The organism is Ureibacillus acetophenoni (assembly GCF_900220965.1).
Lineage (GTDB): Bacteria > Bacillota > Bacilli > Bacillales_A > Planococcaceae > Ureibacillus > Ureibacillus acetophenoni.
On record NZ_OBQC01000008.1, the window covers coordinates 1 to 22,830 of the forward strand.

Annotated in this window: 20 protein-coding genes and 1 riboswitch; of the genes, 14 read left to right on the plus strand and 6 right to left on the minus strand. The window is 36.8% G+C overall.

The window, feature by feature from the left end:
- Positions 1-725: 725 nt before the first annotated feature.
- On the plus strand, positions 726-1,889 hold the full coding sequence (locus CRO45_RS11360; protein ID WP_097149768.1) for an IS256 family transposase: 1,164 nt from the start codon (positions 726-728) through the stop codon (positions 1,887-1,889).
- 632 nt (positions 1,890-2,521) lie between these two features.
- Here the strand turns inward: CRO45_RS11360 and CRO45_RS11365 are convergent.
- From CRO45_RS11365 to CRO45_RS11390, 5 genes are all read right to left on the minus strand, one after another.
- Entirely contained in the window at positions 2,522-3,466 is a 945-nt protein-coding gene (locus tag CRO45_RS11365; RefSeq protein ID WP_097149769.1) for an aminoglycoside phosphotransferase/kinase family protein, read from the minus strand.
- A gap of 612 nt (positions 3,467-4,078) precedes the next feature.
- On the minus strand, positions 4,079-4,750 hold the full coding sequence (locus CRO45_RS20080) for a PepSY domain-containing protein (protein ID WP_097149770.1): 672 nt from the start codon (positions 4,748-4,750) through the stop codon (positions 4,079-4,081).
- A gap of 119 nt (positions 4,751-4,869) precedes the next feature.
- The gene (locus CRO45_RS11380; RefSeq protein ID WP_097149771.1) at positions 4,870-5,652 is read right to left on the minus strand and encodes a PepSY domain-containing protein; all 783 of its coding nucleotides are present in this window, start codon (positions 5,650-5,652) and stop codon (positions 4,870-4,872) included.
- Positions 5,649-7,019 carry a sensor histidine kinase gene (locus CRO45_RS11385; protein ID WP_097149772.1) on the minus strand — a complete coding sequence of 457 codons (1,371 nt, stop codon included), beginning with the start codon at positions 7,017-7,019 and terminating at the stop codon, positions 5,649-5,651. The genes CRO45_RS11380 and CRO45_RS11385 overlap by 4 nt, the downstream gene beginning before the upstream one ends.
- Positions 7,009-7,725 carry a response regulator transcription factor gene (locus CRO45_RS11390; protein WP_097149773.1) on the minus strand — a complete coding sequence of 239 codons (717 nt, stop codon included), beginning with the start codon at positions 7,723-7,725 and terminating at the stop codon, positions 7,009-7,011. Before CRO45_RS11390 ends, CRO45_RS11385 begins: the two co-directional genes overlap by 11 nt.
- Before the next feature lie 200 nt (positions 7,726-7,925).
- On the opposite strand from CRO45_RS11390, the gene CRO45_RS11395 reads away from it, so the two are divergent.
- The 12 genes from CRO45_RS11395 (at position 7,926) to purH (ending at position 20,123) form a co-directional block, all read left to right on the plus strand.
- A complete protein-coding gene (locus tag CRO45_RS11395) occupies positions 7,926-8,114 on the plus strand; it encodes an NETI motif-containing protein (RefSeq protein ID WP_097149774.1) in 189 nt (62 codons plus the stop codon).
- Between the two features lie 128 nt (positions 8,115-8,242).
- Positions 8,243-8,342, plus strand: a riboswitch (purine riboswitch).
- A gap of 155 nt (positions 8,343-8,497) precedes the next feature.
- Positions 8,498-8,986: a 5-(carboxyamino)imidazole ribonucleotide mutase gene (gene purE / locus CRO45_RS11400; protein ID WP_097149775.1), complete on the plus strand. Its 489-nt coding sequence runs from the start codon at positions 8,498-8,500 to the stop codon at positions 8,984-8,986.
- A complete protein-coding gene (purK, locus tag CRO45_RS11405) occupies positions 8,983-10,107 on the plus strand; it encodes a 5-(carboxyamino)imidazole ribonucleotide synthase (protein ID WP_097149776.1) in 1,125 nt (374 codons plus the stop codon). Before purE ends, purK begins: the two co-directional genes overlap by 4 nt.
- Before the next feature lie 14 nt (positions 10,108-10,121).
- Positions 10,122-11,417, plus strand: a complete 1,296-nt coding sequence (gene purB / locus CRO45_RS11410) for an adenylosuccinate lyase (RefSeq protein WP_097149777.1) — start codon at positions 10,122-10,124, stop codon at positions 11,415-11,417.
- A gap of 60 nt (positions 11,418-11,477) precedes the next feature.
- Positions 11,478-12,188, plus strand: a complete 711-nt coding sequence (purC, locus tag CRO45_RS11415) for a phosphoribosylaminoimidazolesuccinocarboxamide synthase (protein ID WP_097149778.1) — start codon at positions 11,478-11,480, stop codon at positions 12,186-12,188.
- Position 12,189: 1 nt separating this feature from the next.
- Positions 12,190-12,438 (plus strand): phosphoribosylformylglycinamidine synthase subunit PurS, encoded by a 249-nt coding sequence (gene purS / locus CRO45_RS11420; protein ID WP_097149779.1) that lies wholly within the window; start codon positions 12,190-12,192, stop codon positions 12,436-12,438.
- A 2-nt stretch (positions 12,439-12,440) separates the two neighbouring features.
- The gene (purQ, locus tag CRO45_RS11425) at positions 12,441-13,118 is read left to right on the plus strand and encodes a phosphoribosylformylglycinamidine synthase subunit PurQ (protein WP_097149780.1); all 678 of its coding nucleotides are present in this window, start codon (positions 12,441-12,443) and stop codon (positions 13,116-13,118) included.
- Positions 13,111-15,336, plus strand: coding sequence for a phosphoribosylformylglycinamidine synthase subunit PurL (gene purL, locus CRO45_RS11430; RefSeq protein WP_097149781.1), 2,226 nt, complete (start codon positions 13,111-13,113; stop codon positions 15,334-15,336). The genes purQ and purL overlap by 8 nt, the downstream gene beginning before the upstream one ends.
- Positions 15,312-16,736, plus strand: a complete 1,425-nt coding sequence (purF, locus tag CRO45_RS11435) for an amidophosphoribosyltransferase (RefSeq protein ID WP_097149918.1) — start codon at positions 15,312-15,314, stop codon at positions 16,734-16,736. The genes purL and purF overlap by 25 nt, the downstream gene beginning before the upstream one ends.
- A gap of 157 nt (positions 16,737-16,893) precedes the next feature.
- Complete coding sequence (gene purM, locus CRO45_RS11440; RefSeq protein WP_097149782.1) at positions 16,894-17,949, plus strand: phosphoribosylformylglycinamidine cyclo-ligase; 1,056 nt, start codon at positions 16,894-16,896, stop codon at positions 17,947-17,949.
- Positions 17,949-18,515 carry a phosphoribosylglycinamide formyltransferase gene (gene purN / locus CRO45_RS11445; protein WP_097149783.1) on the plus strand — a complete coding sequence of 189 codons (567 nt, stop codon included), beginning with the start codon at positions 17,949-17,951 and terminating at the stop codon, positions 18,513-18,515. Before purM ends, purN begins: the two co-directional genes overlap by 1 nt.
- Before the next feature lie 81 nt (positions 18,516-18,596).
- The gene (gene purH, locus CRO45_RS11450) at positions 18,597-20,123 is read left to right on the plus strand and encodes a bifunctional phosphoribosylaminoimidazolecarboxamide formyltransferase/IMP cyclohydrolase (protein ID WP_097149784.1); all 1,527 of its coding nucleotides are present in this window, start codon (positions 18,597-18,599) and stop codon (positions 20,121-20,123) included.
- A gap of 78 nt (positions 20,124-20,201) precedes the next feature.
- On the opposite strand, the gene CRO45_RS20085 is transcribed toward purH, so the two are convergent.
- Positions 20,202-21,455, minus strand: a complete 1,254-nt coding sequence (locus CRO45_RS20085; protein WP_097149785.1) for a hypothetical protein — start codon at positions 21,453-21,455, stop codon at positions 20,202-20,204.
- A 76-nt stretch (positions 21,456-21,531) separates the two neighbouring features.
- Between CRO45_RS20085 and purD the strand changes: the two genes are divergently transcribed.
- Positions 21,532-22,791, plus strand: a complete 1,260-nt coding sequence (gene purD, locus CRO45_RS11460) for a phosphoribosylamine--glycine ligase (RefSeq protein ID WP_097149786.1) — start codon at positions 21,532-21,534, stop codon at positions 22,789-22,791.
- Positions 22,792-22,830 lie beyond the last annotated feature (39 nt).

Here is a 22,830-nt window from a genome sequence, read left to right on the forward strand (position 1 = left end):
GTCTTATAGAGAGCTTCTATTGGACAATTCAGCAGCAAAACAATCCTGAAATGTCTTATAGAGAGCTTCTATTGGACAATTCAGCAGCAAAACAATCCTGAAATGTCTTATAGAGAGTTTCTATTGGACAATTCAGCAGCAAAACAATCCTGAAATGTCTTATAGAGAGCTTCTATTGGACAATTCAGCAGCAAAACAATCCTGAAATGTCTTATAGAGAGCTTCTATTGGACAATTCAGCAGCAAAACAATCCTGAAATGTCTTATAGAGAGCTTCTATTGGACAATTCAGCAGCAAAACAATCCTGAAATGTCTTATAGAGAGTTTCTATTGGACAATTCAGCAGCAAAACAATCCTGAAATGTCTTATAGAGAGCTTCTATTGGACAATTCAGCAGCAAAACAATCCTGAAATGTCTTATAGAGAGCTTCTATTGGACAATTCAGCAGCAAAACAACCTTGAAATGTCTTATAGAGAGCTTCTATTGGACAATTCAACAGTAAAACAACCTTGAAATGTCTTATAGGGGATCTCCAACGGAACGTTTCCATTGTATTTTCTATCTAATGTGTCCCGTAAAACGCATCAACGGGACATTTTTATAAAGTTTCAGCAAATAGTGGATTAAGTCCATATAATTGTGTAAAAAGAAAAAGAGTCATTTTTCATTCTCTTTGGTACAATGTTTTCAACCACGATAAACATAGAAAGAGGATGTAAAAATGACTCAGTTACAGTTTAACCTAGATATTGATGTTTTAAAAGACTCTATTATTAACTCAAATATTGATACTGTTATAAAATCAGCTATAGTTTTGGTATTAAATGAATTCATGGAAAAAGAACGTGATGAGTATTTACAAGCAGCTTCATATGAACGTTCTGCCGAACGCCGTGATTATCGTAATGGTTACTATGAGCGTGATTTTACTATCAGTATAGGAAAGATTACACTTAAAGTTCCAAGAACACGAAATGGTGAATTCTCTCCTTCTGTCTTTGAAAAATATGCTCGTTGTGATCAGGCATTCGTTCTATCAATGTTGGAGATGGTTGTTAGTGGGGTTTCCACAAGAAAAGTTACAAATGTTGTTGAAAAGCTTTGTGGGGAAAGTGTTTCTAAATCATTTGTTTCATCACTCACTCAAAAGCTTGATCCAGTTGTAAATGAATGGGCCAATAGGCCTTTAAACACAACGTATTATCCTTTTGTATTTGTAGATGCGATGTATATTAAAGTTCGTGAGCATCATAGTGTTGTTTCTAAAGCTGTTTATATTGCAACCGCAATTACTGAAGGAAATAAAAGAGAAATTCTAGGTTTAAGTGTTGATCACGTTGAAAGTTTTGAAAGTTGGAGTCGCTTTATTCAACATTTAAAATCTCGTGGGCTACAATCCCCAAAACTTATCATTTCCGATGCACATCAGGGATTACAGAAGGCGATACAACGCGAATTTATTGGTACAGCTTGGCAAAGATGCAATGTGCACTTTAAGCGTAATATCATGGAAAAGCTTCCTAAAAAGGATACAACAGAAATACGTTCGATGATTAAGCGGGTTTTTGATGCGGTTACAATCGAAGATGCTCGTAGATTCAAAAATGAATTAATAGAGCAATTTAGTAATAACTTAAAATTCGAAAAAGCAGTTATGACCTTAGATGAAGGTTTCGAAGATACCATTCAATACATGAACTTTCCCGAAAAGATTCGTAGAAATATTCGAAGCACTAACTCCCTTGAACGCTTGAACCAAGAAGTTCGAAGACGAGAGACGGTATTACGTATATTCCCTAATACACAATCAGCTTTTAGATTAGTAGGTGCAGTACTAATGGATTATCAAAAAAACTATGACAAAAAAAAATCCCTAAATAAGTAAAAGTGTTTTTCAACTTAACTTCCATTCCTGGGAGTATTCCATACACAGTAAAGGCTATCAAAGTGGAAAGAGCCTTTGACAGCCTTTACTGTGTATGGAATTTTAAACCCACGGAAGTTAAGGCCAAAAAAATGTTAGGGGGGATATTTTTTGCCCCCAATATAATTATAAAAATATGGTTGAAAACATTCGTAGAAGCAATTTACACAATAATAAGGACTTGACTAAATAGTGTCTCGAAAAACGCATCAACGGGACAAATTTATGAAGATTCTTCAAATAGTGTCTCGAAAAACGCATCAACGGGACAAATTTATGAAGATTCTTCAAATAGTGTCCCGTAAAACGCATCAACGGGACACTTTTATGAAACTTCAACAAAAAGTGTCTCGAAAAACGCGTCAACGAGACACTTTTATGAAGTTTTAACAAATAGTGTCCCGTAAAACGCCTGAACGAGACACTTCTATGAAGTTTTTCCTAATAGTGTCTCGTAAAACGCATCAACGGGACATTTTTATTAAATTCCATCAAATAGTGTCTCGTAGACCACTTGAACGAGACACTTCCACGAAGAATCGGCAAATCCCGTCTAGAAATATATAAAGCATAATAATACGCAGATCATTTATTCATTCAGCTTCTTCTAAAATCTTTAGCGTTTCTTTAACAAATAAATCTTGCATTAAATCATTATTTAAGGCGATTCCAAGATCAACACGATCGTGGCGGAATGCTCGGATTATTGCCTTCAATTGTGGTACATAAATCAGTTCTAAAGAATTTAGTGGACGTTTATTAATATAAGAGTCTAAAAATAATTGGAAGCGTTCCTGTTCATTTAGTTTGCCAGTATAAGGCGCATGCCAAGAATGGTAAACTGCAACAGCAATACATTCATTTAAATAAACTTCATTTCCGGCGATATTAAAATCATAAATCGCTAATGATTCATCTGGTAGTCGTGCCATATTGTAATAACAAAAATCACCTTGAACCGCACCCTGGGGTAGTCGCATCCATACTTGTTCTAAATTAAACCGATACTCGTTATATAGTGATTCGATTTTATTGAAAAGGGGATGGCTGTTAAAATGTTTTTTAAATTCTAAGAAACTTAATTCATTTTCATCATAATCCCCGAGAGCTTCTGTTTGATTTCCTCCGAACATGCTCCAAGATGTTGTATTTGTAAATAAGTTTGGCATTTTCATAGATAAACGATGTTGAATACCTAACAGTTTACCGATTTCGATAATTTCTTTATCTGTAATAACTTCAATTGGTTTACCTGGTAACCCTTGTTCCAATGAGAACATCTTATCTTCGTACTGGATACCATAAGTGCCATAGATTGACTGGATATATCTAGCCACTCTAAATCCTTGATCATTTAATAGATTCGCAAATGTGCAGCTTGCTTCCCAATGAGTTTTATCTGCTAGTTCACCTTTTAAATAATATGTATGAGCAGTTTCAATTTTAGCTAAAACTCGTTCATTATTTCGAAGAATCTTAACTTCTTTTGGGTTAATGTAATAGTTATTACATATATCAATAATTTTTTGATTATCCATATTTGTCATTCCTCACATTAGTTTTTCAATTAAGCTTCTTCATATATTTATAGATATTATATAAACATCATAAAATACCTTTTTAAAATTTAAATTACCTTAGAAATTCACTAAAAACACCGACTTCAAATTAGCCGGTGTTGGATAAGTGATCCTGACGTATTTTTTTCATTTCACTTATTTTATGAGAAACAAAGATTAAGATAAAGCTAAACAAATATGCTAGGCTTGTAATTCCAAACCAAGAAAATATTCCAGGTGTAAAGTATACATATAAACTTATAGGTAGAGACCATACAAAGGCTGCTAATAATAGGGAAAGTTTAACCCTTGCAGATGCATAGATTGCTAAACAGGCTGGTAGAAATAGCATTACAAATGTTATCAAAGTTGGAGTATTTGCTGGCGCTGCGTAAGGATTAAAAAAGACAAAAATAAACCATAATCCAAGACTGATTATTCCTGAGAAAATCCCTAATAATTTTCCGAATTTATGAATGTTTCTCAACTCCTTTAAGTGACTCAATCCTAGTTAAAATATATTCCAACGGACTATTTAATATACAAAAAAGTCGACCCTATATTAATAGAGTCAACTTTATAAGTTAAATATTAGTCATCGTTATCATCATCGTCATCATCGTCATCGTCATCATCATCATTACCATCGTCGTCGTCATCGTCATCATCGTCGTCATCATCATAGCGATCATCATCATAACGGTCGTCATCATAACGATCATCATAGTCATCGTCATCATCATCTCTTGTTACTGGTTTTGGTGCAGGTGTTGCAGTTGGTTGTTGTTGTTGTTGTTGAACTTTTTCAGACTGAACTTTCGTTGTGTTTGTATTTGGTTCTACAAGTTCCACATTAACTTTAACATTCTTATTGTTATCATCTTCATAACGATCATCATAGTCGTCGTCAAAGCGATCATCATCAGAAACATTATATTGAATGTTATTAGTGTTAGTTGTTACTTGTTTCTTATCATCTAAATCGTCTTTATGTTTTCTAACTAAATCACCAGTGCTTGCATCGTATTTTAATTCGTATTCAGCATCTTCTGTTACAATCTCAATTTCGTAATACTTTTTATTTCCTTCTTTTTCAACTTCAAATTCACGAATTTTTCCGTTAACCTCAGTTAATGCTTTTTCTTTTATTTGTTCTGCTGATAGTTCACTTGCAGATCCAACTAAACTTTCGCCAGCTACTGCAATAATCCCTCCGATACCCATAACACCTAAAAGTGCTGGTACTAAAATAACTTTTTTCATGTAATCCTCTCCTCATGTCTTTGATACTTTAACTATACAAATAGAAAATGAAAAAAATCGGAGAGAAAGATTAGAAAACGATGAGAAAACTATTAATTCTTTCTCATCGTTTGTTCAGGTTACTCATTATCGTCATCGTCATCGTCATCGTCATCATCGACATCGTCGTCATCATCATCGTCGTCGTCATCGTCATCATCATCAGAATTCTGAACTCGAGTTACAGATAATACCTTTCCTGAAATGGCGTGTATTTCGAACACTGCTTTTTGTTGAGAAGTAGCTACTTCGACTAAGTAATAACCACCATCACTAGACGGTTCAAACACAATATATTGAACTGTGCCATTTAACTGGGATAATGCAATTTGTTTTGCTTTATCGCTAGAGATTGCTGTAACAGTAGGCGTAGTAGGAGTTTGTTCTTTAATCTTTTCAGAGACAATCTCACCAGTTTCTGCATTCACTACGATTGTCTTTAAAACCTCATTTTCAGTAACTTCCACTACATACTGCGGAGTTGGAGCGTTCATTTGCAATGCAATCGTATCAATTGATCCTTTAATTTTCGTATTTAATAACGTTCGGATCTCCGCATCTGACATAATGTTTGTAGAATCTGAACTATTTACTTTAACAAAATCTATAAAATTCCCTGTACTCGCGTCGACAACGACATTATAAAAGCTATTGTTACGCTCAAGTGTAAAATGAAATACTTCATCTTTTTGTTCAAATGATTCAACTTTTCCACTGTATAGCGCTTCGACTCTATCAGCAATTTCTTGAATTGAAAATTCCTTAGTTTCAGAGAAACGTTCTTGGATATTCCAAATTACAACGAATGATACTACTAGCAATAAAGTAACAAACCCTAGCATCCATTTTGTATAATTTGTCATTGGCTATCCACCTCGTTTCTCTCATTATAATTTAAAGGAATCATTAATCTAAAAGTCGTACCTACATTGATTTCGCTCTCTACTATAATTTCAATTTGAAGTAAATCTGATAATTCTTTTGCAATGGCTAACCCTAATCCGGTACCACCAGTTTTACGATTTCGATCTTCTTTTACTCGATAAAAACGGTCAAACAAGTGAGGTAATTGTTCTTCAGGAATACCTACACCAAAATCTTGAATCGCTATAGATATATTGTTATTTTCTACACCGGCCTTAAGAACAATTTTGTCATCACTATATTTTCTAGCATTATCTAATAAAATATAGAGCAATTGTTTTAATCGCTGTTCATCTGTATTTACAAATAGTGATGGTTCGATTTGTAGTTGGAATTCCCGATTGTATGCTTGCTTTAGTTGTAAAGTTACATCTTTAAGTAATTGACTAAGGTTTACTTTTCCTATTGAAATGGAAACGTATTCTTTATTTTTTGCTAGTTCAAGCATTTGAGCGATTAAATCCTTCATTCGGTTAGATTCACTCACAATGGCATCTAGCGCTTCTTTCGCAATTTTTTCGTTTGTAAATCCACGTCGAAGCAACAATTTTGCATAGCTGTCAATTACAGTCAATGGTGTTTTAAGTTCATGGGATGCATTCGACACAAATTGCTGTTGCTTCCGATAGTTCGTTTCTAGAGCTTCCATCATGTGATTGAAAGTTCGACCGATTTCAGCAAGTTCATCTTTTCCGGCGATCGATTCATCAATTTTTTCGTAGGTTCCAGACGTGGTACTTTTACTCATAACCCGATTCAGTTTTTCTAACGGTTTTAAAATAATGCTGCCCAAAACCATATTCGACAGTATGATTGGTATCGCGACTAAAATTGTCACAGCAGTAAGGATTAATTTTAATAGATCTCTATTAAAAGCGACGTCATTTAACTGTTGAATTAATTGAAATTTAACTACATTTCCGTTGGTCCATATAGCGGGTATCTCAATCATAATAGTTGGTATGCCTTTTACTTCTGTTAACGCATATTGTTCATTCTTTCCAATTTGCATTTGAACTGGATCATACAAAGGTGATTGAACGGATGTCATTTCCTTACCCCTGTCATTAATCACGTTAATTGCGCCATTAGATGGGATATATGACCGTAAAACCATATTTGGATCAGAGACTTCTTGGAATTGGTTAAAAGTAGTCACTAATTCTTCACCACGTAATACTAATTGTTTGTATTCAGTATTGATAGATAATTGTTCATACAGTTTATAAACACCGAAATTAACTAGTACAATCAATACAAGCATTAGTAATGTGGTGAAGACATGAATTTTGGTCCTAAGTTTCATGATTCGACTCCTTTAAGACATAGCCGACACCACGAACTGTATGAATAATTGGTGATGGGTTAGCAGCATCTAACTTTTGACGAATGTATCGAATATAAACATCGACTACATTTGTATCTCCGTAATAATCATAACCCCAAACAGCTTCTAGAATCTGATCCCGTGATAATACTTGTTTTGGATGCTTCAATAAATGAAGTAATAAATCATACTCTCTTGGTGTCAGGTCAATTGATATGCCATGATATTGAACCTCACGAGTTTGTTCGTGGATAGACAAATGATTGTAAGCAATAAGATGTTCGTCACTTTGTTTGTCTTCAGTTACTCCTTTTCTCATTTGGGCAAATCTTAAATTTGCTCGAATTCTTGCTATTAATTCCTCAAATTCGAATGGCTTAGTAACATAGTCATTTGCTCCAAGGTCAAGACCTTTTACTTTATCCTCCACATCACTTTTAGCAGTAAGTAATATGACTGGCGTCGTTTGTTCTGTAGAACGAATTCGTTTTAACACATCAAGGCCATTCATTTCGGGCAACATTAAATCTAGAAGGATTAAATCGAAATTCCCTTCTCGGTACTTGATTAACCCTTCTGTACCAGTGTGGGCAACATCAGTTATATATCCTTCAAACTCAAGCTCTAACTGTAATACACGAGCAATATTTTCTTCATCTTCAATAATTAATATTTTTTGTTCCATTAACAATCAACTCACTATTCAAGTTTATATATGTAATTAAAATAATACATGATATAAATTAAAATTCGATGAGAATCCATCCTTTAAAAGTGACAAATATTTTTACAATTTAACGTACATAAGAAAAGTTGTGAATAAATCATAAAAAGTATTACACGTTCATGTTATAGTATCAAAAAAGGTCGAAAGGAATAGGCGAAATGTCGAAAAAGCAAGTATGGTTCGAAGTAGAAGAAAATGAAACAATTGAACAATGTATCGATCGAATGCGTAAGGAAGGTTACATGCCAATGGGGCGTAAAGAAGAGCCGGTATTTCACATAGTTAATGGTGAACCGACATACTTACGTCAAAAAATTAAATTTAAAGGCGTACTAATAGAAGAATGAGTATTGTTTTGGTAAAACACGAACATTCCTATTGTCTGAAAATTTAATGTTCGCATTTTTTCATTGATTTTCTGTTCATACCTTGTTAAAATGAATGAGCAAACTACGAAAGATATAAAAGTTATTTTAACTAATTAAATAAATTCCCACATATATGCTAGAGAATAAGGCTCTAGTGTCTCTACCCGGTACCGTAAATACCGGACTATGCGGGAAAGCGAACTTAAAGACAAAAATGATGGGAAATGTCTTTTGCATGTAATAGGGCGAACTCATTTTCCATGGATTCATAAATGTCCTCAAGTAATCTGCTTTCTACGCGTAGAAATAGTAGATTATTTGGGGGCATTTTCTTTTTACCTCATTTTGCAAGGAGAGATATTATGAATCCAAAAATTGGTGTAATCATGGGTAGTTCAAGTGATTGGGATACTATGAAACATGCATGTGATATTTTAGATGAATTACAAGTTCCATATGAAAAGAAAGTTGTATCAGCTCATAGAACTCCAGATTTAATGTTTGAATATGCGGAAACTGCAAGATCAAGAGGAATTCAAATTATTATTGCAGGTGCAGGAGGGGCTGCTCATCTACCTGGTATGGTTGCAGCGAAAACGACATTACCTGTTATTGGTGTTCCCGTACAATCGAAAGCATTAAATGGATTAGATTCATTATTATCCATTGTTCAAATGCCTGGTGGTGTACCAGTTGCAACAGTTGCCATTGGAAAAGCTGGTGCAACAAATGCTGGACTACTTGCAGCTCAAATATTATCTACAACGGATGATGAATTAGCTCAAAAGCTGGAAGAACGCCGCGAGTCTTTAAAACAAAAAGTGTTAGAAAGTACAGGTGAGTTACTGTGACGAAGATGATTTACCCTGGTCAAACGATTGGTATTATTGGCGGTGGCCAGTTGGGTCGGATGATGGCTCTTTCAGCAAAAGAAGCAGGATTCAAAATTGCAGTATTAGAACCATCCATTGATTCACCATGTGGGCAAGTAGCAGATATTCGTATTGTCGCTCCATATGATGATGAAGCAGCATTAGAAGAGTTAGCAGAAGTTAGCGATGTTATTACTTACGAATTTGAAAATATAGATTATGAAGGATTAAAAAGATTATCAGAAATTGCATATGTTCCTCAAGGTGCAGAACTTGTTCGAATTACACAAAATCGTGTTAGCGAAAAAGATGCAATTGTAAAATCTGGTTGTCCAGTTGCGCCGTACATTGTCGTAAATACATTCGATGAACTTGTAGATCAAATCGACAAAATCGGCTATCCAAGTATTTTGAAAACAGCCCGTGGTGGATATGATGGTAAAGGTCAGTTAAGACTTAATTCAAAAGAAGACTTACCGTCAGCAAAAGGTTTACTTGAACATTCACAATGTGTTGTTGAAAGTTTCGTTCCATTTAAAATGGAAATTTCAGTAATCGTACAACGAAATGGACATGGTGAAACTTACTGTTTACCAGTAGGTGAAAACATTCATGTTAATCATATTCTACATGAAACCATTGTTCCTGCTCGTATTTCAATGGATACTTTGAAAGCAGCGGAAGAAGCGGCTGGAAAAATTGCAGACCATTTACAATTAATTGGTACTCTTGCTGTTGAAATGTTTGTCCTTGAAAATGGCGATATTATTATTAACGAACTGGCTCCAAGACCACATAATTCTGGTCATTACTCGATAGAAGCTTGCAACGTTTCACAATTCGGTCAACATATTCGAGCAGTTTGTGGTTGGCCACTTAGAAAGCCGAAAATGATGCAACCTTCAATTATGGTAAATGTGTTAGGTCAACATGTCGTACCATTAACGAATACAATTTCAAAATATCCTAATTGGTCAGTACATCTTTATGGAAAAGCAGAAGCGAAGGTCAATCGAAAGATGGGTCATGTTACAATATTGACGGAAAATGTCGAAGAAACATTAGACACTATCGAAAAATCTGGCATTTGGTCGGAATAAAAGGGAGACAAAATATGATCGAACGATATACCCGCCCTGAAATGGGAGCAATCTGGACAGAAGAAAATAAATTTAAAGCTTGGTTAGAAGTAGAAATTTTAGCTTGCGAGGCATGGTCTGAACTTGGGGCTATTCCAAAAGAAGATGTTGCGTTACTACGTAAAAACGCTTCTTTTGATATAAACCGTATTTATGAAATTGAACAAGAAACTCGTCATGATGTTGTTGCATTCACTCGTGCAGTGTCAGAGACATTAGGTGAGGAACGCAAATGGGTTCATTACGGTTTAACTTCTACAGATGTTGTAGATACAGCTCTTTCTTATTTAATCAAACAAGCTAACGCAATTATTCGTAAAGACATTGTAAACTTTATCGACATCCTAACAGAAAAAGCAAAAGAACATAAATACACTGTCATGATGGGACGCACTCACGGGGTTCATGCAGAACCGACAACTTTCGGCTTAAAACTTGCATTATGGCGTGAAGAAATGAAACGTAACTTAATACGTTTTGACCAAGCTGCTCAAGTTATTGAAGCTGGTAAAATTTCAGGGGCTGTTGGAACGTATGCAAACATCGATCCCTTCGTTGAACAATATGTTTGTGAAAAATTAGGTTTAACACCAGCGCCAATTTCAACACAAACATTACAACGTGACCGTCATGCACAGTACATGTCTACGTTAGCTTTAATTGCATCATCCATTGAAAAATTTGCAACAGAAATTCGCGGTTTACAAAAATCAGAAACTCGTGAAGTAGAAGAAGCTTTTGCAAAAGGGCAAAAAGGTTCTTCTGCTATGCCTCATAAGCGAAATCCTATTGGTTCTGAAAATATGACTGGTATGGCTCGCTTAATTCGAGGCTATATGATGACAGCATATGAAAATGTGTCATTATGGCATGAACGTGATATCTCACATTCTTCTGCAGAACGAGTGATTTTACCTGATGCAACGATTGCATTGAACTACATGTTAAACCGTTTCGGCAATATCGTGAAAAACTTAACGGTTTTCCCTGAGAATATGAAACGTAATATGGATCGTACATTTGGTTTAATTTATTCTCAACGCATTCTACTAGCTTTAATCGATAAAGGTTTAGTTCGAGAAGAAGCATACGATACAGTTCAACCATTAACAGCTCGTGCTTGGGATGAACAAATTCAATTCCGTTCGTTAGTTGAAGAAAACGAAAAAATCACTTCTTTATTAACAAAAGAAGAAATTGGCGACTGCTTCGATTACAACTACCACATTAAAAATGTGGATCTTATCTTTGAACGTCTTGGAATTAATTAATTTGAATGAATGCTAAAGCGGGAGGCTTAGCGCCTCTCGCATCAAATTGGGGGAACAACCATGGATAAAGGTCAACTTTTATATGAAGGAAAAGCAAAAAGACTCTATCAAACTGAACAAGAAGATGTTTTGTTTGTAGAATACAAGAATAGTGCAACTGCCTTTAATGGCGAAAAGAAGGCTGAAATTGCAGGTAAGGGTATATTAAACAATCGAATTTCGACAATAATTTTCGAAAGATTAAAAGAAAACGGAATTGACTCACACTTTGTTAAACGTATTTCCGAGCATGAGCAATTAGTTCGAAAAGTCGACATTATACCGATTGAAGTCGTAACTCGTAACATTGCGGCAGGTAGTCTTGCAAAACGTCTTGGTGTGGATGAAGGAACGCCATTAAAACGCACGATTGTTGAGTTTTACTATAAAGACGATGCACTAGGAGATCCTCTCATAAATAATGATCATATCGACATACTGGGTATCGCAACTAAAGAAGAAGTAGAGAAAATCTATGAACTTGGGTTACAAGTTAATAATGTGTTAAAAGCGATTTTTAGTGAGATTGGTGTTCTATTAGTAGATTTCAAATTAGAATTTGGCCGAGATACTAAAGGTGAAGTATTGTTAGCAGATGAAATCTCACCTGATACATGCCGCCTTTGGGATGCAGTAACAAATCAAAAGTTAGATAAAGACGTGTTCCGTCGCGATTTAGGAAGTTTAACACAAAGCTATGAAATTATACTAGCTAGACTTGGAGGAAATTAAAATGACTAAAGTAAAAATTTATGTAACATTACGTGAGAGTGTTCTTGATCCACAAGGATTTGCAGTTCAAGGGTCTTTAGCAAAAATGGGTTATAACGAAGTATCGGACGTACGTATCGGTAAATATCTTGAAGTAACAATTGGCGAAACTACTCGCGATTTAGATAGTTTAGTAAAAGAGATGTGTGAGAAACTTCTTGCTAACACAGTAATTGAAGACTACCGCTACGAAGTCGAGGAGGAAAACTAATCATGAAATTCGCAGTACTCGTATTCCCTGGGTCAAACTGTGATATCGACATGTACCATGCGATTAAAGATGAACTAGGTGAAGAAGTAGAATATGTATGGCATGATGCAACGGATTTAAGTGAATTTGATGGAATATTAGTTCCTGGTGGATTTTCTTACGGTGATTACTTACGTTGTGGTGCTATGGCTAACCAATCAAATGTTATGGCAGAAGTGAAAAAAGCAGCTGCAGAAGGAAAACCAGTCCTAGGTGTTTGTAACGGATTCCAAATTCTTACGGAGGCTGGATTACTTCCAGGAGCGTTATTACGCAACAAGAACCTTAAGTTTATGTGTCGAACAGTACAATTAAAAGTAGAAAACAATGACACATTGTTCACAAATCAATATGAACAAGGGCAAATCATTAATATTCCAATCGCTCATGGTGAAGGAAACTACTACTGTGACGAAGAAACTCTAGCAAACTTAAAAGCTAACAATCAAATCGTATTTACATATTCAGGTGAAAATCCAAATGGAAGTTTAGAAGACATTGCAGGAATTATTAATGAACGCGGTAATGTTCTTGGAATGATGCCACACCCTGAACGTGCAGCTCACGAATTGCTTGGTAGCGCAGACGGATTAGCTTTATTTAAATCAATTGTAAAACAGTGGAGGGAACAACATGTCTAAACTAGAACCAACAGCAGAGCAAATTAAAGAACAAAAGCTATATGCTGATATGGGGATGTCAGATGAAGAGTTTGCATTAGCTGAGAGTATCCTAGGTCGTACGCCGAACTGGACAGAAACAGGACTATTCTCTGTAATGTGGTCTGAACACTGTTCTTATAAAAACTCAAAACCTGTATTACGCAAATTCCCTACGAAGGGTCCTCAAGTACTACAAGGTCCTGGTGAAGGTGCTGGGATTGTTGATATTGGAGACGAGCAAGCGGTTGTATTTAAAATGGAATCTCATAACCACCCTTCAGCAATTGAACCTTACCAAGGTGCAGCTACAGGTGTAGGTGGTATTATCCGTGACGTGTTCTCAATGGGCGCTCGTCCAATCGCAATGTTAAACTCTTTACGTTTCGGTGAACTAGAATCTGAACGTAACAAGTATTTATTCGAAGAAGTTGTAGCTGGAATTGCTGGATACGGTAACTGTATCGGTATTCCAACAGTAGGTGGGGAAATTCAATTTGACCCTTGTTATGAAGGAAACCCACTAGTTAACGCTATGTGTGTAGGTTTAATTGATCATAAAGATATTCAACGTGGGGTTGCAGCAGGTGTTGGTAACACAGTTATGTACGTTGGTGCAAAAACTGGTCGTGATGGTATTCACGGAGCAACATTCTCATCTGAAGAATTGAGTGAAGAATCTGAAGAAAAACGTGCAGCTGTACAAGTTGGAGATCCGTTTATGGAAAAACTTCTTCTTGAAGCATGTTTAGAAGTTGTAAAATCGGATGCGCTTGTTGGTATTCAAGATATGGGTGCAGCAGGTCTTACATCATCTTCAGCTGAAATGGCTTCAAAAGCAGGTACTGGTGTAGAAATGAACTTAGACTTAGTACCACAACGTGAAACAGGAATGACAGCTTATGAAATGATGCTTTCTGAATCACAGGAACGTATGCTAATTGTTGTTAAGACTGGTCGCGAGGATGAAATTAAAGCAATCTTTGATAAATACGGATTAGACGCTGTAGCAATTGGTCGTGTAACAGACGATAAGATGCTTCGTTTACTTCATAATGGTGAAGTTGTTGCAGAAGTACCAGCTGATGCACTGGCTGAAGATGCACCTGTATATCATAAGCCGTCAAAAGAGCCTGCATATTTCGCAGAATTCCAAGCAATTGAAAATGCAGAGCCAGAAGTTACAGATTATAAAGAAACATTAACTGCATTATTAAAAGCACCAACTGTTGCTTCAAAAGAATGGGTATACGATCAATATGATTATCAAGTGCGTACTAACACAGTTGTTTCACCTGGTTCAGATGCAGCGGTACTTCGTGTGCGCGGTACAAATAAAGGTCTAGCTATGACAACTGACTGTAACTCTCGCTATATCTATTTAGATCCTGAAACAGGCGGAAAAATTGCAGTAGCTGAAGCAGCTCGTAATATCGTTGCATCTGGTGCTGAACCACTTGCAATTACAGACTGCTTAAACTTTGGTAACCCTGAAAAACCAGAAATCTTCTGGCAACTTGAAAAAAGTGCTGATGGTATTTCAGCTGCTTGTACGGCATTAAATGCACCAGTTATCGGTGGTAACGTATCACTTTATAACGAACGTTCAGGTGAAGCGGTTTACCCTACTCCAACAATCGGTATGGTTGGTTTAGTGAAAGACTTATCACATGTTACAACGCAAGAAGTGAAACAAGCTGGTGATGTAGTATTTTTAATCGGTGAAACTAAAACAGAATTTGGTGGATCTGAGTTACAAAAATTAGTTCACGGAAAAATCTTTGGTAAAGCACCTAGCATTGACTTAGAAGTTGAAGCAAAACGTCAAAAGGCAATTCTATCAGCAATTCGTTCAGGGTTAGTACAATCTGCACATGACGTTTCTGAAGGTGGAGTAGCTGTTGCATTAGTAGAATCAACATTTTCTGCAAATGATTTAGGTATTTATGCAACACTTGAAGGCTCAGCTATTACTGCTCTTTTCAGTGAATCTCAATCACGTTTTATCGTAACAGTAAAAGAAGAAAACGCTGGTGAATTTGAAGATATTATTCCAGATGCTAAGAGAATCGGTGTCGTAACAGATGATGCAAAAATTACAATCAACGGTGACGCTGGTGTTCTTGTTGAGGGAACAGTGGAGGAATTCCGTTCTGCTTGGAAAGGAGCAATTCCATGCTTGGTGAAATCAGAGGCTTAAACGAAGAATGTGGAGTGTTTGGCATATGGGGACATGATGCTGCAGCCCATTTAAGTTATTACGGATTACATGCACTACAACATCGTGGCCAAGAAGGTGCTGGTATTGTAGCAACTGATGGAGAGTTCCTAAAAGCGGTTAAAGGTGAAGGGCTCGTTAACGAAGTGTTTAATGAAGAGAAGCTTAAAAGTGCAAAAGGAACTGCAGCGATCGCCCATGTTCGTTATACAACAGCAGGTGGTGGCGGAATCGATAACGTACAACCGTTATTGTTCCGCTCATCAACGGGCACATTAGCTATTGCTCATAATGGTAATCTAGTGAACGCAAATCACCTAAAAGGGCATTTAGAACGTTCGGGAAGTATCTTCCACTCAACTTCAGATACTGAAGTTGTCGTTCATTTAATTAAGAAAAGTAAAAAGCCACGTTTCCTTGAACAAGTAAAAGAGGCTTTATCTTTACTGAAAGGTGCATTTTCTATATTAATCCTTTCAAAAGATAAAATGCTTGTTGCTCGTGATCGTAATGGATTACGACCACTTTCAATCGGAAAACTAGGTGATTCATGGGTAGTAGCCTCAGAAACTAACGCCTTTGATTTAATCGGAGCTGAATATGTTCGTGATGTTGAACCAGGTGAATTATTGGTGATTTCAGATGAAGGAATTGTAGAAGATCGTTTTGCTGAAATGGAAAAACGTTCAATGTGTGCAATGGAATATATTTATTTCGCACGTCCTGATTCAAATATTGACCAAATTAATATCCATATGGCACGTAAACGTATGGGAAAACAATTAGCAAAAGAAATTGGACATATTGAAGCGGATGTAGTTACAGGGGTTCCAGATTCGTCTATTTCTGCGGCAATTGGTTTTGCAGAAGAAAGTGGAATACCTTACGAATTAGGGTTAATTAAAAACCGTTACACAGGTCGAACTTTCATACAACCAACTCAGGAGTTACGTGAACGTGGTGTGAAAATGAAGCTGTCTCCAGTAGTGCAAGTCGTAAAGGGAAAACGTGTAGTAATGGTTGATGATTCAATTGTACGAGGTACTACTTCACGTCGAATTGTAAAAATGTTAAGAGAAGCAGGAGCAGAAGAAGTACATGTTGTGATATCTTCGCCGCCATTATCAAATCCATGTTTCTACGGAATAGATATTTCTTCAGACGAGGAATTAATTGCTACTGGTAGAACAATAGATCAAATTTGCGAAGAAATCGGTGCTGACACATTAACATTTTTATCTCCAAATGGATTAGTTGAAGCAGTAGGACGTCCATTTGATGATGAAACTAGAGGTTTATGTTTAGCATGCTTTACTGGAAATTATCCGACTGAAATATTCCCTGACACAGTCTTACCGCATGAAAAAGAACTAATTCGTTAATAGAATTTGGCAATTCAAATAACAAACTTACGGCATATAAACAGATTCTGTAAGACCTAAGGACGTAAAAGCGGTGCTCCGTATAATAACGCAGAACTTACCTTTAATCTGGATTATGTAAGCCAAGGTGAAATTGATAATATAGGAGAGAAAGTGCATGTCAAAAGCATATGAACAAGCAGGAGTTAATATAGAGGCTGGTTATGAAGCTGTAAAACGTATGAAATCCCACGTTGAACGTACGAATCGCTTAGGTGTGATGGGTACTTTTGGAGGCTTTGGCGGCATGTTCGACTTGTCTTCCCTTAACTTAAAAGAACCTGTTCTTATTTCAGGGACAGATGGTGTAGGGACAAAATTGAAACTTGCTTTTATGGTTGATAAACACGATACAATTGGCGTTGACTGTGTTGCAATGTGTGTAAATGATATTGTAGCTCAAGGCGCGGAACCATTGTATTTCTTAGACTATGTAGCAGTTGGTAAAGCAGATCCAGCAAAAATTGAACAAATCGTAAAAGGTGTTGCAGATGGTTGTGTTCAATCAGGTGCTGCATTAGTAGGTGGCGAAACTGCCGAAATGCCTGGTCTTTACGAGGAAGATGAATACGATTTAGCAGGCTTTGCAGTTGGTGCAACTGAGAAGTCAAAAATAGTAACTGGTGAAAATATCGTAGAGGGTGACGTTTTAGTTGGGCTTGCTTCTAGTGGGGTCCACTCAAATGGTTATTCCCTAGTTCGTAAAATCGTGTTTGCAGATAACGGTTATTCAGTAGATCAAGTTGTGGAAGGTTATGAAGATTTAGGACCAATTGGTGAAGCGCTTCTTACTCCGACAAAAATCTATGCAAAACCTGTTCTTGAAATATTAAATGAAGTAGAAGTTCACGGTATGGCTCACGTGACAGGTGGCGGTTTCTATGAAAACTTACCACGTATGATGCCTGAGGGACTTGCAACAGAAGTTGAGGTAGGTTCTTGGCCAGTTCTTCGCGTCTTCGAGTTTTTAAAAGAAAAAGGCGGTTTAGCTGATAAGGATTTATACAATGTCTTTAACATGGGAATTGGTTATGTCCTATCTGTTCCAGCAGAAGCAGCAGGAAAAGTAATCGAAATTGCTGAAAAACATGGTGAAAAGGCTTATACAATTGGCCGAGTTGTAAAAGGTGAAAGTGTCATCTTTAACGGTAATCATGATGGGAGTTTAATCTAATGGCGACAAAAATTGCAGTATTTGCTTCTGGTAGGGGAAGTAATTTTCAAGCCATTCAAGAAGCGATTGAACGTGGTGAGCTTGATGCAAAGGTTGAACTTGTTGTAACAGATAAGCCAAGTTCATATGTCGTGACGCGTGCTGACAACTTTGGAATTCCCGTACATGCTTTCACTGCTAAATCATATGAATCTAAAGAAGCCTACGAAGCAGAGATTGTTTCGTTGTTACGGGACAAACAAGTAGAGTGGATTGTTTTAGCAGGTTATATGAGATTAGTAGGGAAAACACTTTTATCGGCATTTTCGAATCGTATTGTTAACATTCATCCGTCATTATTGCCTTCATTTCCAGGTAAAGACGCAATTGGCCAGGCAATGGATCACGGAGTGAAAGTAACAGGTGTAACAGTCCATTTAGTCGATGAAGGAATGGATACAGGTCCAATTTTGTCACAAGCCGCAATTGAAGTTGTTGATGGCAATCGTGAAGAAACAGAAAATCGCATTCATGCAATGGAACATGTACTTTATACAAAAACACTAAAACAGTTATTTGAAAAATGATTGGTGGCGAAGGAAGTACGCTAATTTCAAGCGTACTACTCGCTTTTGGAGTTAATTTTAATTGATAATGGAGGACATCACATGACTAAACGTGCACTTATTAGTGTTTCGAATAAAGATGGTATTTTAGATTTTGCAAAAGAATTAGTAGCATTAGGTTATGAAATTTTATCAACTGGTGGTACGAAAAAAATGTTACAAGACAATCAAGTTCCTGTAACAGCTGTTGATGAAGTAACAAAGTTTCCAGAAATTTTAGATGGTCGTGTGAAAACATTAAACCCATTAATTCACGGTGGATTATTAGGGAAATTTGACGACGCTTCTCATAAAGCACAAATGGAAGAACACGGAATTGAGCCAATCGAAATTGTCTGTGTAAACTTATATCCTTTTGTTGAAACAATTTCAAAGCCTGATGTAACATGGGACGATGCAATTGAGAACATTGATATTGGTGGCCCAACAATGTTGCGTTCTGCTGCAAAAAACCATCAATATGTGACGGTTATTGTCGATTCAAATGATTATGCAAAAGTACTAGAAGAGTTAAAAGCAACTGGTGCAACAACAATTGAAACTCGCCGTAAGTTAGCAGCAAAAGTATTCCGTCATACAGCTGCTTACGATTCTTATATTTCTAACTATTTAACAGAAGAAGATTTCCCAGAGAGTTTAACAATGACTTATGAGTTAAAACAAACGTTACGTTACGGGGAAAATCCTCATCAAAAAGCAGCTTTCTATCAAAAACGTTTAAGTTCAGACTTCTCTTTAGCTTATGCAACACAATTGCACGGTAAAGAATTATCATATAACAACATTCAAGACGGAAATGCAGCCCTTCAAATCGTTAAAGAATTCGACGTTCCTGCTGCAGTTGCAGTAAAACATATGAATCCATGTGGTGTGGGAACTGGTGCGAGCATTGAAGAAGCATTTGATAAAGCATACGAAGCAGATCCAACTTCAATCTTCGGTGGTATTATTGCGTTAAACCGTGAAGTAGATGTAGCGACAGCTGAGAAGTTAAGCGGAATCTTCTTAGAAATTATTATTGCACCTTCATTTACAGAAGAAGCTTTAGAAATTTTAACGAAGAAGAAAAACATTCGTTTAATGACAATTAACTTCGCTCAAGAAAAACAAGACCAGTTTAAAGTTGTATCTGTTGAAGGTGGATTACTTGTTCAAGAAGATGATACATTCGGATTCAAAGATGCAGACATTAAAGTTGTAACTGACCGTGAACCAACTGAAGAAGAGTGGGAAGCGTTAAAACTTGGTTGGGCAGTAGTGAAACATGTAAAATCTAATGCCATCGTAGTGAACGATTCTCAAATGACTTTAGGTGTAGGTGCTGGACAAATGAACCGCGTCGGTGCAGCAAAAATCGCTCTAGAGCAAGCTGGCGAAAAAGCAAAAGGTGCTGTATTAGCTTCTGACGCATTCTTCCCAATGAGTGATACTGTTGAGACAGCAGCAGCTGCTGGTATTAAAGCGATTATTCAACCCGGTGGATCAATCAAGGACCAAGATTCAATTGATAAAGCAAATGAATACGGTATTGCAATGGTATTCACAGGGGTAAGACATTTCAAACATTAATGATTTACATGAACGCTCGTCTTTGGGTAGGCGGGCGTTTCGTTTAGGTTTGTGTTGTAGGCATCGCAGGTTGGTGAGCTAGCGGTCGGGTTTCGCAAATAAAGTAGCGGGGTTCGCAAGTAAAGTACTGGAATTCGCAAATAAACTAGCGCGATTCGCAAATAAACTCCGGCAAATCGCAAGTAAAGAAGCGAAAATCGCAAGTAAAACCGAAATCGCAAATAGAGTAGCCGGACTCGCAAGTAAACATCCAGAACTCGCAAGTAATCTCCGGCAAATCGCAAGTAAAGTAGCGAAAATCGCAAGTAAAACCGAAATCGCAAATAGAGTATCCGGATTCGCAAGTAAACATCCAGAACTCGCAAGTAATCTCCGGCAAATCGCAAGTAAAGTAGTGAAATTCGCAAATAAAACCGAAATTGCAAATAAAGTATCCGGATTCGCAAGTAAACACCTAGAATTCGCAAATAAACTCCGGCAAATCGCAAATAAAGTAGCAAAAATCGCAAGTAAAACCGAAATCGCAAATAGAGTATCCGGATTCGCAAATAGACATCTTGAATTCGCAAATAAACTCCGGCAAATCGCAAATAAAGTAGCAAAAATCGCAAATAAAATCGAAATCGCAAATAGAGTATCCGGATTCGCAAATAGACATCTTGAATTCGCAAGTAAACTCCGGCAAATCGCAAATAAAGTAGCAAAAATCGCAAGTAAAACCGAAATCGCAAATAAAGTATCCGGATTCGCAAATAGACATCTTGTTTTCGCAAGTAAACTCCGGTAAATCGCAAATAAAGTAGCAAAAATCGCAAGTAAAACCGAAATCGCAAATAGAGTATCCGGATTCGCAAATAGACATCTTGAATTCGCAAATAAACTCCGGCAAATCGCAAATAAAGAAGCGAAAATCGCAAGTAAAACCGAAATCGCAAATAGAGTATCCGGATTCGCAAATAGACATCTTGAATTCGCAAATAAACTCCGGCAAATCGCAAATAAAGTAGCAAAAATCGCAAGTAAAACCGAAATCGCAAATAGAGTATCCGGATTCGCAAATAGACATCTTGAATTCGCAAATAAACTCCGGCAAATCGCAAATAAAGAAGCGAAAATCGCAAGTAAAACCGAAATCGCAAATAGAGTATCCGGATTCGCAAATAGACATCTTGAATTCGCAAATAAACTCCGGCAAATCGCAAATAAAGTAGCAAAAATCGCAAATAAAACCGAACTCGCAAGTAAACACCCAGAATTCGCAAATAAACCCGTTGAATTCGCACGTAAACTATGCGGACTCGCTCGTATTTCGTGAAAAATCGCCCGTAACAAGAAGAACCCCAGTAGATTAGAAATCAAAAGCAATTTCTTAAGCAAATAGACAACTATTATTAAGGAGGCAAAACCAATGAACATCCTCGTAATCGGTAGTGGTGGCCGTGAACATGCAATAGCAAAACAATTTAGTATTTCTCCATCTGTGAAAAATGTTTATGTAGCACCAGGTAATGATGGTATGCGTGAATGTGCAGAAATCGTTTCAATTGATGCGCTTAATTTTGAGGAACTTGCAAACTTCGCTAAACAAAATAAAATCGATCTTACATTTGTAGGTCCTGAACAACCATTAGCTGAAGGGATTGTAGATTACTTCCAAAATGAAAACTTAACTATTTTTGGTCCTACGAAAGCAGCAGCTCAATTAGAAGGTTCAAAATCCTACGCGAAACAAATTATGAAAAAATACAATATCCCAACTGCTGCCTATGAAACATTTACGGATGCACAAAAAGCAATCGAATATGTGAAAGAACAAGGGGCTCCGATCGTTGTCAAAGCTGACGGACTTGCGGCAGGTAAAGGTGTTATTGTTGCAATGACAGAACAAGAAGCAATTGATGCAATCGATGATATGATTGGAAATCAACGTTTTGGTGAATCGTCTTCACGTGTAGTAATTGAGGAATTTCTAGACGGGGAAGAATTCTCTTTCATGTCATTTGTACATAAGGGACAAATCTATCCGATGGTTATTGCACAAGACCATAAACGTGCATATGACGGAGACAAGGGGCCAAATACAGGTGGAATGGGCGCTTATTCACCAGTCCCACAAATTTCTCAAGATATCGTTTCAAAAGCATACAATGAAATTGTTGAACCAACTGTTAAAGCAATGGAAGAAGAAGACGTTTCATTTACGGGAATCTTGTATGCTGGATTAATTCTTACAAAAGAAGGTCCGAAAGTAATTGAATTCAACGCTCGTTTTGGTGATCCAGAAACTCAAGTAGTTCTTCCACGAATGACATCAGATTTTGGATTATTCATGAAAGCATTAATGGAGGAAACTCACTTTGACCTTCAATGGACAGATGAAGTTATGCTTGGTGTTGTAATCGCTGCGGAAGGTTACCCAGGTGATGTAGAAAAGGGTAATCCATTACCAAACTTAAATAACCTTAGTGAAAATTACGATGTTTACCATGCAGGTACAAAATTAGTAGACGACAGTCAATTTGTAGGTAATGGTGGACGTGTTCTTTTAGTTGCTTCAAAAGCTGCGACATTAAAAGAAGCACAAGAGAAAGTTTATAAAGGATTAAATGAAAACGAATGGAATAAATTTTTCTATCGTAATGATATTGGTTGGCGCACTTTTAAATAAAACGATAAAGGTGCCTGGGACTCAAACGATTCAGAATTG